The organism is Pseudomonas sivasensis, assembly GCF_052938085.1.
In genome coordinates this window covers 672,320-688,366 of sequence record NZ_CP176442.1, presented here as the reverse complement: position 1 = coordinate 688,366, position 16,047 = coordinate 672,320, and the positions used below count along the sequence as shown (strand labels likewise).

Genomic DNA, 16,047 nt, shown 5'->3' with positions numbered 1-16,047 from the left:
TCAATGCCCCTTGTGCTGGATGTCGACGTGGTCGTCATCGTTGCCGTCATCGGCAGCCGACAACGGACGGGCCGGTGTGCGTTTCTGGCCAGGGCCACCGTGGGTCGGTTCAGTACTTTCGTGGGTCACAGGGCCTTTGCGTACCAGGCGCATCATGTAGCCCAACCCGGCGCCGAACAGCGCGAAGTACACCACCACGAACAACACCAGGGTAATCGTCATCTGCGCCAGGCTATGCCCGGATGAAGCATCCGCCGTGCGCATCAACCCGTAGACCACCCAAGGCTGGCGGCCGATTTCGGTGGTGAACCAACCGGCAAGAATCGCGATCAGGCCGGACGGGCCCATCCACAGCGCCAGGTACAGGAACGGCTTGGACGTGTACATCTTGTCGCCGCGACGCAGCCACAGGCTGAACAGACCGGTGAAGATCATCAGGAAACCCAGGCCGACCATGACCCGGAACGACCAGAACACGATGGTCGAATTGGGACGGTCCTCAGGCGGAAACTCCTTGAGCGCTGGCACTTGTTTGTCCAGGGAGTGGGTCAGGATCAGGCTGCCCAGGTAAGGAATTTCCACCGCGTATTTGGTTTTTTCGGCCTTCATGTCGGGCCAGCCAAACAGAATCAGCGGGGTCGGCTCATTGCCTTTGTTTTCCCAGTGGCCCTCAATCGCCGCGATTTTTGCCGGCTGGTGCTTCAGGGTGTTGAGGCCATGGAAGTCACCGATCACCGCCTGGATAGGCGCCACGATCAGCGCCATCCACATCGCCATCGAGAGCATTGTGCGGATCGCCGGGTTGTCCTTGCCGCGCAGCAGGTGCCACGCCGCCGAGGAGCCGACAAAGAAGGCCGTGGCAACAAAGGCCGCTGTGGCCATGTGCGCCAAGCGGTAAGGGAACGATGGGTTGAAGACAACGGCGAACCAGTCGGTTGGAATCACCCGGCCATCGATGATTTCAAAGCCTTGTGGCGTCTGCATCCAGCTGTTGGACGACAGAATCCAGAAGGTTGAGATCAACGTGCCCACGGCCACCATCACGGTGGAGAAGAAGTGCAGCTTGCGCCCGACCTTGTTCCAGCCGAACAACATCACCCCAAGGAAACCGGCCTCAAGGAAGAAGGCGGTGAGCACTTCGTAGGTAAGAAGCGGCCCGGTGACGGCGCCGGCAAAGTCCGAGAAGCGACTCCAGTTGGTGCCGAACTGATACGCCATGACCAGGCCCGAGACCACGCCCATACCGAAGTTGACCGCAAAGATCTTCGACCAGAAATGGTAGAGGTCGCGGTAGGTGTCGTTGTGGGTCTTGAGCCACAAGCCTTCCAGCACCGCGAGGTAACTGGCCAGGCCGATGGTGATCGCCGGGAACAGGATGTGGAACGAGATGGTGAACGCGAATTGAATTCGGGCGAGATCTAGCGCCTCCAAACCGAACATAAGTCTTCCTCTGTCAGGTAATACCGGCTGCTGGCGGAAGCCTGCACCCACTGCCCCCACGGATATGGAGTGTGGCGAATTTCAATTCGTTTCTTTTTTTACCAGCCACGTAGGGATTCTGGCCTTGCGGCCGCCAGATCAATCCCCACGGAGGTTTTGATCTGGATCAAGCATTACTGAAAGAGTAGTCCCATTTTCTGTGTCCAGTTATGTGGTCTTTTGCCGCGTGACAGACTGCCTCAGCCCAGCTCTAGCAACTATCTGTTACAACTTAATGCTAATCTCGCGGCTCCCTCTCGCCTCGACCCGAATTCCCGATGCCTAGTGAACCCGTGTTGCTGTTGCGTCATCACCGCCCTTTCATCGCGTTCTGGCTGGCACGGATTTTCACCGCCAGCGGCTTCCAGATGCTCACCGTGGCCATAGGCTGGAACCTGTACCAACTGACCGGCAATGTGCTGGACTTGGGTCTGGTCGGGTTGGTGGAGTTCGTGCCACGGGTGCTGTTCATGCTGCACACCGGACACGTGGCCGACCGCTACGAGCGGCGCAAAGTCGCAGCCATCTGCCAGACCGTACAGGCGCTGATTGCCCTGTCCCTGGCCATCGGCGGCCTGACCGGCAACGTGACCCGCGAGATGATTTTTATCCTCGCCTTCCTGCTCGGTGCCGCGCGCTCGTTTGAATTGCCCACCACCCAGGCGCTGCTGCCGAGCATCGTGCCCAGTGCGCTGTTCCCGCGTGCGGTGGCGTCTTCACAGTCGGCCCAGCAACTGGCCACCATCGTCGCCCCGGCGCTCGGCGGTTTGCTTTATGCGTTCGGCAGCGTCTGGGTGTATGGCCCCACGGTGGTGCTGTACATCATCGCCTGCGTGCTGACCCTCAACCTGCCCGCCCGCCAGACCCCGCTGAACAAAGGCAAGGCCACCCTGGATTCGCTGCTGGCCGGCATCCGTTTTATCCGCAGCCGCCCGGACATCCTCGGCGCTATTTCCCTGGACCTGTTCGCCGTGCTGCTGGGCGGCGCCACCGCGTTGCTGCCGGTGTTCGCCAAGGACATCCTGCTGACCGGCGCCTGGGGCCTGGGCCTGTTGCGTTCGGCACCGGCGGTGGGCGCACTGTTGATGTCGTTGTGGCTGGCGCGCTTTTCGGTGGACCGCAAAGTTGGCAGGGTAATGTTCACCGCTGTCGGCGTGTTCGGCGTGGCGACCATTGCTTTCGGCCTGTCCACCTCGTTCTGGTTTTCCCTGGCGGTGCTGGTGGTGCTGGGCGCGGCGGACATGATCAGCATGGTCATTCGCGCCTCCTTCGTGCAGTTGGAGACGCCGGATGAAATGCGCGGCCGGGTCAGTGCGGTCAACGGGCTGTTTATCGGCGCGTCCAACCAGTTAGGCGAGTTCGAGTCCGGTATCACTGCGCACTGGTTCGGCACCGTGCCCGCCGTGGTCATGGGCGGAATCGGTACGCTGGTGGTAACCGGAGTGTGGATAAAACTGTTCCCGACACTGGCGAATCGGGATCGTATGCATGTGCCGGTGGAGGAAAGCATCAAGCCCGCTGCATGATTCAATGTGGCAATAAGGTCAATGTGGGAGGGGGCTTGCTCCCGATAGCGGTGGATCAGCCAACTTATGCTTGGACTGAAACTCCGCCATCGGGAGCAAGCCCCCTCCCACGTTTGGATCTTCAATGCTTGCTGGACCGCGTCAGAGCACCTTATCCAGGGTGATCGGAAACTCCCGCCCCCGCTTGCCGGTGGTTAGGCGAGTTCGAGTCCGGTATCACCGCGCACTGGTTCGGCACCGTGCCCGCCGTGGTCATGGGCGGAATCGGTACGCTGGTGGTAACCGGAGTGTGGATAAAACTGTTCCCGACACTGGCGAATCGGGATCGTATGCATGTGCCGGTGGAGGAAAGCATCAAGCCCGCTGCGTGATTCAATGTGGCAATAAGGTCAATGTGGGAGGGGGCTTGCTCCCGATAGCGGTGGATCAGCCAACTTATGCTTGGACTGAAACTCCGCCATCGGGAGCAAGCCCCCTCCCACGTTTGGATCTTCAATGCTTGCTGGACCGCGTCAGAGCACCTTATCCAGGGTGATCGGAAACTCCCGCACCCGCTTGCCGGTGGTTAGGCGAGTTCGAGTCCGGTATCACTGCGCACTGGTTCGGCACCGTGCCCGCCGTGGTCATGGGCGGAATCGGTACGCTGGTGGTAACCGAAGTGTGGATAAAACTGTTCCCGACACTGGCGAATCGGGATCGTATGCATGTGCCGGTGGAGGAAAGCATCAAGCCCGCTGCGTGATTCAATGTGGCAATAAGGTCAATGTGGGAGGGGGCTTGCTCCCGATAGCGGTGGATCAGCCAACTTATGCTTGGACTGAAACTCCGCCATCGGGAGCAAGCCCCCTCCCACGTTTGGATCTTCAATGTTTGCTGGACCGCGTCAGAGCACCTTATCCAGGGTGATCGGAAACTCCCGCACCCGCTTGCCGGTGGCATGGTAAATCGCGTTGGCTACCGCCGCCGCTACCCCGACAATGCCGATCTCGCCAACACCCTTGGAACCTAGTGCATTGACGATCTCGTCGTGCTCTTCGACAAATACCACGTCAATCTCGCCGATATCGGCATTCACCGGGATGTGGTACTCGGCCAGGCTGTGGTTCATGTAGCGCCCCAGTTGATGGTCGATCTGGGTTTCTTCATGCAATGCCATGCCGATTCCCCACACCACCCCGCCGAGAATCTGGCTGCGGGCCATCTTCGGATTGACCACACGCCCGGCCGCAATCGCGCTGACCACACGCCGCACTTTGATTGTTCCCAGGTCTTCGTCCACCTGGACCTCGACGAACACCGCCGAGTGGGTGGCGGTGGCGTAACCCTCGCGTTTTTTGTCCGGCTCGCTGTCGACCTGCACTTCCAATGCGTCTTCGCCACTGTCCTTGACCAACTGCGCCAGCGACAAACTCACGTCACCGGTGTGCAGTTGGCCGTCTTCAAAGCGAACGGACTCGGCGTCCTTGAACACCGGGTAAGTCTGGCGGGCAATGCTCAGCAGTTTGGCCGTCAACGCTTCGCAGGCTTGCTGCACGGCAGTGCCCACTGAGGACACGGTAAACGATCCACCCTGCAACGGCGCGGTGGGTAAAGACGAGTCACCGAGTAGAAAATTGACATCGTCGACAGCCACGCCACTGGCCTGGGCCGCGATCTGAGTCATCACCGTGTACGTACCGGTGCCGATGTCGGTGGTGGCGCTACTGACCGTCAATTTGCCCAGCGAATCGATACGCGCCTTGGCGCTGGCCTTCATTTGCATGGCCTCCCACACCCCGCCGGCCATGCCCCAACCGATCAACTGGCGGCCGTCGCGCATGCTGCGCGGCTCCGGGTTGCGCTGCTTCCAGCCGAAACGCTCGGCGCCTTCGCGGTAACACTCGCGCAGGGCTTTGCTCGACCAGGGTTTATCTTCGTTCTGGTTGCGTTCGGCGTAGTTGATCAGCCGCAGTTGCACCGGGTCCATGCCCAGGGCGCAGGCCAGTTCGTCCATGGCGCATTCCAGGCCAATCACGCCCAACGCGGCGCCTGGCGCGCGCATGTCCAGGGGCGTGAAGACATCCAGCGGCACCAACTTATAAGTAAGCTGCACGTTGTCGCAGTGATAGAGCATGCCGCTCCATTCCACCACGTGTTCACTGAAGTCCTCGAAGCGCGAGGTCTGGCCAATCGCGGTATGCCCCAGCGCCAGCAAACGGCCGTTGGCGGCGGCGCCCATCTGCAAACGCTGCAGGGTGCGCGGGCGGTAGCCAAAGGTGAACATCTGCTGGCGCGTCAGGGTGACCCGCACCGAACGCTTGAGCGCCAGAGACGCCATCACCGCCAAAGGCAATTGGTACTGCGGGCGCAGACCAGAGCCGAAGGCGCCCCCGACGAACGCAGCAAAGATGCGCACCTGACTTTTATCCAGGCCGAAGACTTTTTGCACATAGGCCTGGCAGTTCTGCGGGCCCTGAGTCTTGTCATGGATGTGCAGGGTGCCATCCGGCTGATACAGCACGGTGCTGGCGTGGGGTTCCATGGGATTGTGGTGTTCGATGGGTGTGCTGTAGTGCAGATCGAGGCTGATGGCCGCGCCGGACCATTCAGCCTGGAAGTTACCGCGCGGCTTGGGCGGGGTTTGCGGCGAGGGATAGGCCAGTTCCTGCTGGGCGAGCAGATCGGTCTCGAAGTCCTCGCACTCATAGTCGATATGCACCAGCGAGCCGGCGTGTCGCGCCAACTCCAGGTTATCGGCGATGACCAATGCCAGGGGCTGGCCGCTGTAGAGCACGCGGTCGTTGTACAGCGGGCGAAACGGCGAGCCATCCGCCGCATCGTCATCGGCAAAGGCGTCGTCATAGCTGGCGATTTTCGGGCGGTTGAGATGATGGATAACATCCACCACACCCGGTAGCGCTAACGCTTTGGACGCGTCGATGTTGATAACACGGCCTTTGGCGATGGTGCTGGACACCACGCTGCCATGAAGCAGGCCAGCCTCAGGAAACTCACCGGCGTACCGTGCCTGGCCTGTGACCTTGAGCAAACCGTCGACACGGTTCAAGGGTTTACCGATAGCGGTCATGGCTGTTCTCCTGCAACGGCGGCGTCGCTCAGCGCGCGGATAATTGCGCGGCGCGCGAGCTTGATCTTGAAGCCGTTATGTTCCAGCGGCTCGGCGTCTTGCAGCAGCACGTCGGCGGCGTTGCTGAAGGTTTCGCGGCTGACGGTCTGACCGATCAGCGCGGCTTCTACCGCGCGGTCACGCCAAGGTTTGTGGGCCACGCCGCCGAGGGCCAGGCGAGCGTCAACGATAGTGTCGCCGTCCAGTTCAAGGGCGGCGGCGACTGACACCAAGGCAAACGCGTAAGACGCGCGATCGCGAATCTTCAAATAGTGGCTGTGACGTGCCAGATGGTCGGCGGGCAATTCAATTGCAGTGATCAGCTCATCGTCGGCCAGCAGGTTGTCGCGCTGCGGCGTATCGCCAGGAAGACGATGGAAGTCGGCGAACTCGATGACCCGTGCGCCGCCACGTCCCTCCACATGCACCCGCGCCTCCAACGCAGCCAAGGCGACGCACATGTCCGACGGATGAGTGGCCACGCACTGCGCGCTGGCGCCAAGAATCGCATGGATACGGTTCAACCCGCTGCGGGCCGGGCAACCACTGCCGGGTTCGCGTTTATTGCACGGCACCGTGGCGTCGTAGAAGTAGTAGCAACGGGTGCGCTGCAGCAAGTTACCGCCGGTACTGGCCATGTTGCGCAGTTGCGGCGAAGCACCTGCGAGGATGGCTTGGGACAGCAGCGGGTAACGCTCTTCAATCAGCGGGTGCCAGGCCAGATCGGCGTTGCTCACCAGCGCGCCGATCCGCAGGCCGCCATCGGCGGTTTCTTCAATTCCATGCAGTGGCAGGCCGGTGATATCGATCAGGTGTTCGGGACGGCTGATGTTTTCTTTCATCAGGTCCAACAGGTTCGTACCACCGGCAATAAAACGCGATGCGCCGCTGGTCAGGTGCACGGCCTCCTGTACGTCGACAGGTTTGCTGTAGTGGAAGGGATTCATTGCTCACCTCCCAGGCCGTCTTTGATGGCATCGCGGATATTGGTATAGGCACCGCAGCGGCACAGGTTGCCGCTCATCAATTCCTGGATTTGTGCAGTGTCGTGGGCACGGCCTTCATTGGCCAGGCCGACGGCGGAGCAGATCTGGCCCGGCGTGCAGTAGCCGCACTGGAAGGCGTCGTGTTTGATAAAGGCTTGCTGCATCGGGTGCAACTGATCGCCGCTGGCCAAGCCTTCGATGGTGGTCAGCTCGGCGCCATCGCACATCACGGCCAGGGTCAGGCAGGCGTTTATGCGCTTGCCATCGCGCAGGACGGTGCAGGCACCACATTGGCCGTGGTCGCAGCCTTTTTTACTGCCGACCAGGTCGAGTTGTTCCCGTAGCAAGTCCAACAACGTGGTCCAGGGCAATACGTCCAACTGACGATCCTGGCCATTGAGGGTCAAGCGTATGGAGTGGGCGACGAACGGTTGGGCCGCCGCGCCATTGGGGGTCGCGCTCATAAACACCTCACGGGTTGGTGTACATCCGCGGCGTTCAGGAAAGTCGCCGTCTCAGGGGTACGACTTCCCGGGGTTTTGAGCGTTCAAGATGATTGATCAGCGGATATTGAGCAGGGTCTTCAAGGTGTTTCGCGGGGGATTGATCGATGAGTTGCTGTATTCGAACCAGCCTTGGGCTTCCACATTCAGGTCAAACACATAGATGTAGCCCATCAAGGTGCCCCCGCCAGCGCAGGCCTGGCTGACGTTGCCGACCTGACACACCGGCGTGCGCTGACCGTTGAGCTCCGCGCCGTTGAAGAGGCCGACCGGGTTGTTACCCAGGCCCACTTCCATCACCGACACCTTGGTCGGCCCTCGGTGCGTGCACATCTGCGTGGTGCTGGTGCGCTCTGGAATGGTTTCGGTGCACTTGGCCGATTCGACCTTGAACACGCGCACTTCGCTCAAGGCCGGTGCAGTCGCGCCCCAGACCGGTGCCGCACCCAGCCACAGGCCGAGACAAGGGATCAGGGCTAGACTCCACGCGTTGGCTTTTTTCATGCTGTCGATGACCCGGTATTGAACGTCGGCGCAGTATGCCTCAAGGCCATGCGCCATACAGCCTCGGCTGCTGGTATGATGCGCCGCTTTTTCCGATCCTCTCTGAAACCACAGGCGTTTGGCGCAGTTTGTGCTTTGACTTAGAGGTCAACAAATCACGACGCAAGATAGCGTCACAGGGAGCAGGCATGCTGGAAAAGCTGTTTCAACTCAAGGCACACAACACGAACGTGCGCACCGAGATTCTCGCGGGCATCACGACATTCCTGGCCATGGCCTACATCCTGTTCGTGAACCCGAGCATCCTCGGCGAAACCGGCATGGATAAGGGCGCGGTATTTGTCGCGACCTGCCTGGCGGCGGCCATCGGCTCGACCGTGATGGGCCTGATCGCCAACTACCCGATCGCACTCGCGCCGGGCATGGGCCTCAACGCCTTCTTTACCTATACCGTGGTGCTGCACATGGGCCACACCTGGCAAGTGGCGCTGGGTGCGGTGTTTATTTCGGCGGTGCTGTTCTTCCTGCTGTCGATCTTCCGCATCCGTGAGTGGATCATCAACGCCATCCCGCTTCCTCTGCGTTCGGCGATTGCCGCCGGTATCGGCCTGTTCCTGGCGTTGATCGCCCTGCACAACGCCGGAATCGTGGTGAGCAACCCGGCCACCATGGTAGGCCTGGGCGACCTGACAAAAGCGGCCCCGATCCTCGCCACCCTCGGTTTTGTGCTGATCGTCGCACTGGAAGCCCTGGCCGTACGCGGCGCGGTGCTGATCGGCATTCTTGCGGTCACTATCGCGTCCATCGTCCTGGGCGTGACCCCGTTTGGCGGCGTGACCTCGATGCCCCCTTCGCTGGCCCCAACCTTCCTGCAGCTGGATATCAAAGGCGCACTGGACATCGGCCTGGTCAGCGTGATCTTCGCGTTCCTGTTCGTTGACCTGTTCGACAACTCCGGCACCCTGATCGGCGTCGCCAAGCGCGCCGGCCTGATGAGCAAGGACGGCCACATGCCGAAAATGGGCCGCGCCCTGATCGCCGACAGCACCGCCGCCATGGCCGGTTCGCTGCTGGGCACTTCGACCACCACCAGCTACATCGAATCCGCCGCGGGCGTGAGCGCCGGTGGCCGTACCGGTTTGACCGCCATCGTGGTGGCGATCCTGTTCCTGTTGGCGCTGTTCTTCTCGCCACTGGCCGCCAGCGTACCGGCGTTTGCCACGGCGCCGGCACTGCTGTTCGTGGCGGTGCTGATGACCCAGGGCCTGGCAGAAATCGACTGGGATGACATTACTGTTGCAGCGCCGGTGGTGGTCACCGCCCTGGCGATGCCCTTCACATACTCCATTGCCAACGGCATCGCCTTCGGTTTCATCGCCTGGACCGCCATCAAGCTGCTTTCGGGCCGCTACCGTGAGCTGAACCCAGCGCTGGTGATTCTGTCGATTCTGTTCGTGATCAAGCTGGGCTGGTTCAACGCATGACTTTTGACGCCACAAGCTACACCGTTCAACTGCAAGACAAGGTCACGCGCTTGCGTGACCTGCTGGCGCCGTTCGACGCGCCCGAGCCACAGGTATTCGACTCACCGCTGCAGAACTTCCGCCTGCGGGCGGAGTTCCGCCTGTGGCGCGAAGGCGGAGATCGCCACTACGCCATGTTCTCCCAGGACGACAAGCGCACGCCGATCCTGATCGAAGAATTCCCGATTGCCAGCCAACGCATCAATCAGTTGATGCCGCAACTCAAGGCCGCCTGGCAAGCCAGCGCCGCCCTGAGCCACAAGCTGTTTCAGGTGGAGTTCCTCACCACCCTGGCCGGCGATGCGATGATTACCCTGTGTTATCACCGCCCGCTGGACGAGCATTGGCACACGGCGGCGAACAAGCTGGCAGCTGATTTGAATGTCAGCATCATCGGCCGCTCCAAGGGCAAGCGCGATGTGATCGGCCACGACTACGTGGTGGAAAAACTCGACGTGGGCGGGCGCACCTTCAGCTACCGCCAACCCGAAGGCGCGTTCACCCAGCCCAACGGCACGGTGAACCAGAAGATGCTCAACTGGGCATACGATGCCTTGGGCGATCGCCCGGATGACTTGCTGGAGTTGTACTGCGGCAACGGCAACTTCACCCTGCCGCTCGCCACCCGCGTACGCAAAGTGCTGGCCACCGAAATCAGCAAGACCTCGGTGAGTGCGGCCCTGAGCAACCTCGATGAAAACGCGGTGGATAACGTCACGCTGGTGCGACTCTCTGCCGAAGAACTCACCCAAGCGCTGAATGAAGTGCGCCCGTTCCGTCGCCTACAGGGCATCGATCTGAAGAGCTACGAATTCGGCAGCGTCTTCGTCGACCCGCCCCGGGCCGGCATGGACCCGGACACTTGCGAATTGACCCGTCGCTTCGACAACATTCTCTACATCTCCTGCAACCCGGAGACGTTGGCGGCGAACATTGCGCAGTTGCATGACACGCACCGCATTACGCAATGCGCGATGTTTGACCAGTTCCCGTGGACGCACCATATGGAATCCGGGGTGTTGCTGACTCGTCGGTAATTCCAAGGCTGGTAGCAGTTCAACATGTGAGAGGGGGCTTGCTCCCGATGGCGGTGGGTCAGTTGAAGGTTTGCTGATTGACGCACTGCTATCGGGGGCAAGCCCCCTCCCACATTGGCTTGGTGTATTGGCAAATAGCGTTGTCAGGCCGAAGGTTGGAAATACCCCGCCAACGCCCGCAAGTCCTGCTCGCTGAGCAGTCCCGCGTAATACTTCAACTGAATCCTGGCCAGCAAATACGCATGTCGAGCGTTCGCCAGGTCGCGGCGGGCGGTGAACAGTTGCTGTTCGGCGTCGAGCACGTCGAGGTTAACGCGCTCGCCTCCGCTGACGCTTTTCTTCGTCGCGGTGACCAGTGCCGTGGCGGAGCTGACGGCCATTTCATAAGCCCGCACTTTTGCCGCGCCGCTGGTATTGAGGTTGAACTGCTTGCGCAACTCCACCAGCGTGGCCGAGGTTTGCGCGTCCAGTTCGTACTGGGCCTGGCTCAATTGATTGCCCGCCTGACGAGTAGAAGCCGACACCGAACCGCCGGCAAACAACGGCAAGCTGACCTGAATGCCGACGCTGTTGGTGTCGTACTGCTGGTTGTAGCTGCTTTCCGAATCGGAACGGGTCTGGCGGCTGCTGGCGTACAGGCTGACCTTGGGCATGTGCCCGGCGCGTTTGCGCTCCACTTCGTAAGACGCCACGTCCAACGCGTGATGCTGGGATTTAAGCTCCGGATTGTTGGCCATTGCCATTTCCCGCCAGGTCTCGAAACGGTTCGGCTCCAGGGGCGGGATATCGAATTGACGGGTCAGCGGCGCCAGTTCTTCGATCTGCAGCGGTTGGCCGACGATGGCTTCCAACTCTCGCAGGGCGCTGTCCTGGGCATCCAGGGATTCGATTTCTTCAGCCTGGGCCAGGCTTAGGCGCGCTTGGGTTTCCAGCACATCGGTACGTGTCCCCTCGCCACCTTTGAGCAGGCGATCGTTGAGTTGCAGGCGTTCGGCAAATGCGCGTTTCTGCGCGCGGCTCAACTCGATGCGTTCCTGGGCCAGCAACGCCTGGCTATAAGCGCTGAGTACCCGCACCGCAAGTTCCTGGCTTTTGCCGCGAAAGCGCTCATCGGCCATCAGCGCCTGGGCCGTGCCTTGGCGAAACCGCGCGTAGGCTTCGTAGTCCAGCAGTGGTTGCTGCAAGGTCAGGGTCGAGGCATAGCTGCGGTAGTCGCGGTCGCTGGTGACATCACCTGCGGTCACCTGCGACTCGTTGCGCGAATTGTTGTAGCTCCACGACAGATTCGGCAGCAACGCCGCCCGACCTATCACGCGATTCTCTTCACCGGCCTCACGCGCCTGGATGGCGGCCTGAAAGGTCGGGTCATTGCGCAGCGCCAGGTCGTACGCATCCAACAACCCCAGGGCCTGCGCAGCCGGTGTAAAGCTCACGCACAAGGTAAACAGCAGCGCCTTCATTCTTCCACCAAGGCCATATGGGTGCGGTCCAGCAAAGGTTTGAACAGGTAGTTGAGCATCGACCGCTCACCGGTCTTTATGAACGTTTCCACCGGCATGCCGGGGCGGATCTGTGCGCCGGCGAGTTGCTGCATACCCGCCGTGCTGACTTGGGCACGCAGCGTGTAATAAGGCTCGTCGGTGCGTTCATCGACCTGGCGGTCGGCGGATACCAATGTCACCTCACCCGCCACCCGCGGCGTGGTGGCCTGGTTGAAGGCCGAGAACAGCAGTTCCACCGGTAAACCGGGGTGCACTTTGTCGACCATCTGCACCGGCACCCGCGCTTCCACCAACAGCGGCTCGCCCTGGGGCACGATGTCCATCAGCGCCTGACCGGGCTTGATCACGCCGCCTTCGGTGTACACGTCCAACCCCACCACCACGCCGGACGCCGGGGCGCGGACCAGGCTGTTGGCCAGTTCGAACTCGGCCGACGCCAGGCGATTACGCAGGTCGTCGCTGCGGGTGCGGGTTTCGGCCAACTGGCTGCGCAGGTCTTTCTGGAAGTCTTCGCCGAGCTGGCGGATACGCAGGCGCAGCTCTAAAACCTGACGCTGCAACTGGCCGATGCGGCCATAGTCCTCGGCGATGGTGCTGTCGATCTGCGAGTAAAGGCGCTCGCTGTCGAGCAGGCGATTGCGCGGGATATAACCGTCCCGCGCCAGTTCGCGCAGGCCTTGCAGTTGCTCATTGAGCGCCGCCCGTTGCTGCAGTTTGCTCGCTTGGGAATCCCGCGTGCCGCGCAACTGCGCTTCGGCCCCGGCGATGGTTTCGCGCAGGCCTTGTTGCTCGGTGGCCAGCGACTGGGCGCGGCTGTTGAACAGTTGCCGTTGCAGATTCAGGGTGTTGGTCGCCTGCGGCTCATTCAGCAGTTCATGGCCGAAGGTGATCGCAGGCAACCCTTCGCTTTCGGCATTCAACCGCGCCTCGGTGGCCAAGGACGCCAGGTACTGGCTGCGCAGCGACTGCATCTGCCCGCGCAACGGGGTTTCTTTCAAGCGCAGTAACACTTGGCCGGCGTTGACCACCTCACCGTCGCGCACTTCGATACGCTCGACGATGCCGCCGGTAGGGTGCTGAACGGTTTTTCGATGGCCCGAAACCATCACCTTGCCCGACACCGCGACGCCCTTGTCCAGGGGGGCCAGCGCAGCCCAGCCGATAAACCCGACAAATCCGCCGAGCACCAGCAGCCAGCCCAGGCGCGAATATTTTTTGTCATCCAGCGCCAGCACGTTATGGGATGCGTCGCTGATCAGCATCGGTTTGCTCATGCTCATGCCTGTTTTCCTTCGCCGAGGCGGTAACTCATGCTCATGGTCGACACCGGTTTGCTGACTGCCGGTTTCTGCCGCGCCTCCAACACCCGCGCCGTTGGACCGAAGGCCTGCAACTGGCCGTCCTTGAGGATCAGCAATTGGTCAGTGAGGCTCAGCACATTGGCTTTGTGGGTAATCAGGATCACGGTGCGACGCTGCTGCTTGAGCTGGGCGATGGCCTGGAGCAGGGCCTGCTCGCCCACTTCATCGAGGTTGGCGTTGGGTTCATCCAGCACGATCAGCGCGGGTAAACCGTACAGCGCACGCGCCAGGGCCACCCGTTGTTTCTGGCCGCCGGACAAGCCGGCGCCGCCCTCACCCAACTGCGTGTCATAGCCTTGGGGCAGTTGCAGGATCAGGTCGTGTACGCCGGCCATCTGCGCGGCGGCGAGGACCTTGTCGGCATCCAGCTCGGTAAACCTCGCGATGTTGTCGGCGATGCTGCCGGCAAACAGTTGGATGTCCTGGGGCAGATAGCCGATGTGCGGGCCGAGTTGCTGCTTGTCCCATTGGGTCAGGTCGGCGCCGTCCAGGCGCACCTTGCCGGCCAGTGGAGCCCAGGCGCCCACCAGCACCCGCGCCAGGGTTGACTTGCCGCAGCCTGACGGCCCGATCACCCCCAGCACGTCACCCGCTGGCAGGTTGAAGCCCAGATTAGCCAACGCCGGCCGACGGCTGCCGGGGGCGCAGGCGCTGAGTTGCTCGACGCTCAATTGCCCCTTGGGCGCCGGCAGGCTCATGCGCGCCGGGCGCGCGGGGTTGTCCGCCAACATCTTCGATAGCCGATCAAAGGCCAGGCGCGCCGACCCCCATTGCTTCCACACGCCGATCAGTTGGTCGATGGGGGTGAGCACCCGGCCCATCAGAATGGAACCGGCAATCATCATCCCCGGCGTGATGTCGCCCTGCACCGCCAGCAACGCGCCCAGGCCCAGCACCAGCGACTGCAACGCCAGGCGCACGCCCTTGGACCAGGCACTGACAGCGGCGGTCTTTTCACTCGCCAGGTTCTGCTGCGCGAGAAACGCCTGGTGCTGGTTGAACCAACGCCCGCGCAACGTAGCAAGCATGCCCATGGCTTCGATGGTGTCGGCATTGCGCAGGTTGGCGGTGGCTTGCTGGCTCGCGCTGATAGACAGTTGGCTGGCCTGGGCTATCGGCGCCTGGCTCACATGATGGTTGATCCACGCCAGCGCGATCAAAATCACCGCGCCGCCCAGCGCCAGCATTCCGAGCCAGGGATGGAAGAGGAAGATCACCAGTAGGTACACCGGAAACCACGGCGCATCAAAGAACGCGAACAACGCCTGTCCGGTAGCGAACTGGCGCAGCGTCGTCAGGTCATTCAGTGCCTGCCCCGCCGCCTGGGTGCCGCCCTTCAGTTGCGCCTCGAACGCGGCGTCGTACACCCGCTGGTTCAGGCGCATGTCCATCTGCGTGCCGAGGCGGATCACCACTTGGCTGCGCACCCACTCCAATGCGCCCATCAGGCCGAACAGGCCGAGGATCATCAGCGTCAGCATCAACAGGGTCATCTGATTGCCCGAAGCAAGCACTCGGTCGTACACCTGCAACATGTAAAGCGCCGGGGCCAGCATCAGCAGGTTGATCACCGCCGAGAACAGGCCGATGTTGAAGAAGCCACTTTTATAGGCCGTGAGGGCGGCCAGGGTTTCGTTGCCGGCGTGGCGCATCTGGAGGTTCTCGTGGGGTTAAGCGTGCAACGTCGCCGCGTTGACAGGCGATACGACGCTGCGCAGAATTTGGCACCGCCGTCGCCGGAAGAGTTAGAAGGCTTGGGCGACGGCGGTGTGTCATGCGGCGAATGGGAGAGCGATCTTCCATTCGCTTTTTTCATGCAGCGAAGGCGTTAGGCGGCGAGTGCCCAGTCCTGTGCCACGTCTTGCACACCCACCAGCGCAACGTCGGTGGTGGCCGAGGATGCGGCATGGCTGGCGACAGCGGCGCTGATCTCGTCGAAGGTGCTGTTGAGGTCTTCGCCGATTGCGCCCAGCAGGTCAGCGAGAACGGTTTCCAACGCGGACGTGTTGCCCTGCATCAGGCCGTAGATCACGCTCTGGACCTCGTTACCGACGCGACCGGCATCCGACGCTGCGCTCAGGTCGAGGCCGTTGAAGGCGACCTTGAAGTCGGTCAGGCTGAAGTCGCTGCCGCTGCCGCCGCCCAGACCAGTGCCCAGTTGAACGTTATCCAGCTCACCCCACAGGAAGTGGTTTTGGTTGCTGCTCGCTGGCAGCAGTGGATTGAATACATAGTGCAGGCCATTGCTGGTGTCGCTGTCGGCAATGAAGGCGTAGTCGGAGCTGTTGGCGCCGTGGGTAGCGTACTGGTCACCGGCGAGTGAGCCGTTGCTGAAGCCACCGGTGTTGCTGTTGCCGTGACCGGCTGTGTTGAAGCCCAGGGCCCAAGCGCTCAGGTATTCCGAGACGGTTACATCACTCAGGATCGAATCGTAGCTAACAGAAATAGTCATCACTAAACCTCGTTAAACAACGCTATTGATGAGTACGCACAAGCGGCGCACTTTTTTACCCACTGTAG

Annotated in this window: 12 protein-coding genes and 2 pseudogenes; 5 read left to right on the top strand and 9 right to left on the bottom strand. The window is 61.6% G+C overall.

Features of this window, described 5'->3' with window-relative positions; all coding sequences use genetic code 11:
- Positions 1-1,440 carry a cytochrome ubiquinol oxidase subunit I gene (locus ACKZ62_RS03365; protein ID WP_032884659.1) on the bottom strand — a complete coding sequence of 480 codons (1,440 nt, stop codon included), beginning with the start codon at positions 1,438-1,440 and terminating at the stop codon, positions 1-3.
- Positions 1,441-1,757: 317 nt separating this feature from the next.
- Here ACKZ62_RS03365 and ACKZ62_RS03360 point away from each other — a divergent pair, with 317 nt between their 5' ends.
- From ACKZ62_RS03360 to ACKZ62_RS03350, 3 genes and pseudogenes are all read left to right on the top strand, one after another.
- The gene (locus tag ACKZ62_RS03360; protein ID WP_032884658.1) at positions 1,758-3,005 is read left to right on the top strand and encodes an MFS transporter; all 1,248 of its coding nucleotides are present in this window, start codon (positions 1,758-1,760) and stop codon (positions 3,003-3,005) included.
- Between the two features lie 182 nt (positions 3,006-3,187).
- Positions 3,188-3,376, top strand: a pseudogene (locus ACKZ62_RS03355) (MFS transporter); the annotation flags it as partial.
- Between the two features lie 182 nt (positions 3,377-3,558).
- A pseudogene (locus ACKZ62_RS03350) lies at positions 3,559-3,747 on the top strand (MFS transporter); the annotation flags it as partial.
- A 141-nt stretch (positions 3,748-3,888) separates the two neighbouring features.
- On the opposite strand, the gene ACKZ62_RS03345 reads toward ACKZ62_RS03350, so the two are convergent.
- From ACKZ62_RS03345 to ACKZ62_RS03330, 4 genes are all read right to left on the bottom strand, one after another.
- Entirely contained in the window at positions 3,889-6,072 is a 2,184-nt protein-coding gene (locus ACKZ62_RS03345; RefSeq protein WP_447096320.1) for a xanthine dehydrogenase family protein molybdopterin-binding subunit, read from the bottom strand.
- Positions 6,069-7,058, bottom strand: coding sequence for an FAD binding domain-containing protein (locus tag ACKZ62_RS03340; protein ID WP_032884656.1), 990 nt, complete (start codon positions 7,056-7,058; stop codon positions 6,069-6,071). Before ACKZ62_RS03340 ends, ACKZ62_RS03345 begins: the two co-directional genes overlap by 4 nt.
- Positions 7,055-7,561 (bottom strand): (2Fe-2S)-binding protein, encoded by a 507-nt coding sequence (locus ACKZ62_RS03335; RefSeq protein WP_095186235.1) that lies wholly within the window; start codon positions 7,559-7,561, stop codon positions 7,055-7,057. The genes ACKZ62_RS03340 and ACKZ62_RS03335 overlap by 4 nt, the downstream gene beginning before the upstream one ends.
- Positions 7,562-7,657: 96 nt before the next feature.
- Positions 7,658-8,104, bottom strand: coding sequence for a DUF4879 domain-containing protein (locus ACKZ62_RS03330; protein WP_447096938.1), 447 nt, complete (start codon positions 8,102-8,104; stop codon positions 7,658-7,660).
- Positions 8,105-8,292: 188 nt separating this feature from the next.
- Here ACKZ62_RS03330 and ACKZ62_RS03325 point away from each other — a divergent pair, with 188 nt between their 5' ends.
- Both ACKZ62_RS03325 and trmA read left to right on the top strand, forming a co-directional pair.
- Positions 8,293-9,588, top strand: coding sequence for an NCS2 family permease (locus ACKZ62_RS03325; protein ID WP_032884654.1), 1,296 nt, complete (start codon positions 8,293-8,295; stop codon positions 9,586-9,588).
- Positions 9,585-10,664, top strand: coding sequence for a tRNA (uridine(54)-C5)-methyltransferase TrmA (gene trmA, locus ACKZ62_RS03320; RefSeq protein WP_447096319.1), 1,080 nt, complete (start codon positions 9,585-9,587; stop codon positions 10,662-10,664). Before ACKZ62_RS03325 ends, trmA begins: the two co-directional genes overlap by 4 nt.
- A 143-nt stretch (positions 10,665-10,807) precedes the next feature.
- On the opposite strand, the gene ACKZ62_RS03315 is transcribed toward trmA, so the two are convergent.
- From ACKZ62_RS03315 to ACKZ62_RS03300, 4 genes are all read right to left on the bottom strand, one after another.
- Positions 10,808-12,124 carry a TolC family outer membrane protein gene (locus tag ACKZ62_RS03315; RefSeq protein WP_032884652.1) on the bottom strand — a complete coding sequence of 439 codons (1,317 nt, stop codon included), beginning with the start codon at positions 12,122-12,124 and terminating at the stop codon, positions 10,808-10,810.
- Positions 12,121-13,440 (bottom strand): HlyD family type I secretion periplasmic adaptor subunit, encoded by a 1,320-nt coding sequence (locus ACKZ62_RS03310; RefSeq protein ID WP_447096937.1) that lies wholly within the window; start codon positions 13,438-13,440, stop codon positions 12,121-12,123. The genes ACKZ62_RS03315 and ACKZ62_RS03310 overlap by 4 nt, the downstream gene beginning before the upstream one ends.
- 2 nt (positions 13,441-13,442) lie before the next feature.
- Entirely contained in the window at positions 13,443-15,179 is a 1,737-nt protein-coding gene (locus tag ACKZ62_RS03305) for a type I secretion system permease/ATPase (protein ID WP_447096318.1), read from the bottom strand.
- Between the two features lie 176 nt (positions 15,180-15,355).
- Positions 15,356-15,979 (bottom strand): heme acquisition protein HasA, encoded by a 624-nt coding sequence (locus tag ACKZ62_RS03300; protein ID WP_032884649.1) that lies wholly within the window; start codon positions 15,977-15,979, stop codon positions 15,356-15,358.
- Positions 15,980-16,047 lie beyond the last annotated feature (68 nt).

What these genes read in the sequence shown, in the direction of transcription:
- ACKZ62_RS03305 (WP_447096318.1), bottom strand. Translation starts at nt 15,179, where the DNA reads ATGCGCCACGCCGGCAACGAAACCCTGGCCGCCCTCACGGCCTATAAA.
- trmA (WP_447096319.1), top strand. Translation starts at nt 9,585, where the DNA reads ATGACTTTTGACGCCACAAGCTACACCGTTCAACTGCAAGACAAGGTC.
- ACKZ62_RS03340 (WP_032884656.1), bottom strand. Translation starts at nt 7,058, where the DNA reads ATGAATCCCTTCCACTACAGCAAACCTGTCGACGTACAGGAGGCCGTG.
- ACKZ62_RS03310 (WP_447096937.1), bottom strand. Translation starts at nt 13,440, where the DNA reads ATGAGCAAACCGATGCTGATCAGCGACGCATCCCATAACGTGCTGGCG.
- ACKZ62_RS03345 (WP_447096320.1), bottom strand. Translation starts at nt 6,072, where the DNA reads ATGACCGCTATCGGTAAACCCTTGAACCGTGTCGACGGTTTGCTCAAG.
- ACKZ62_RS03315 (WP_032884652.1), bottom strand. Translation starts at nt 12,124, where the DNA reads ATGAAGGCGCTGCTGTTTACCTTGTGCGTGAGCTTTACACCGGCTGCG.
- ACKZ62_RS03330 (WP_447096938.1), bottom strand. Translation starts at nt 8,104, where the DNA reads ATGAAAAAAGCCAACGCGTGGAGTCTAGCCCTGATCCCTTGTCTCGGC.
- ACKZ62_RS03360 (WP_032884658.1), top strand. Translation starts at nt 1,758, where the DNA reads ATGCCTAGTGAACCCGTGTTGCTGTTGCGTCATCACCGCCCTTTCATC.
- ACKZ62_RS03300 (WP_032884649.1), bottom strand. Translation starts at nt 15,979, where the DNA reads ATGACTATTTCTGTTAGCTACGATTCGATCCTGAGTGATGTAACCGTC.
- ACKZ62_RS03325 (WP_032884654.1), top strand. Translation starts at nt 8,293, where the DNA reads ATGCTGGAAAAGCTGTTTCAACTCAAGGCACACAACACGAACGTGCGC.
- ACKZ62_RS03365 (WP_032884659.1), bottom strand. Translation starts at nt 1,440, where the DNA reads ATGTTCGGTTTGGAGGCGCTAGATCTCGCCCGAATTCAATTCGCGTTC.
- ACKZ62_RS03335 (WP_095186235.1), bottom strand. Translation starts at nt 7,561, where the DNA reads ATGAGCGCGACCCCCAATGGCGCGGCGGCCCAACCGTTCGTCGCCCAC.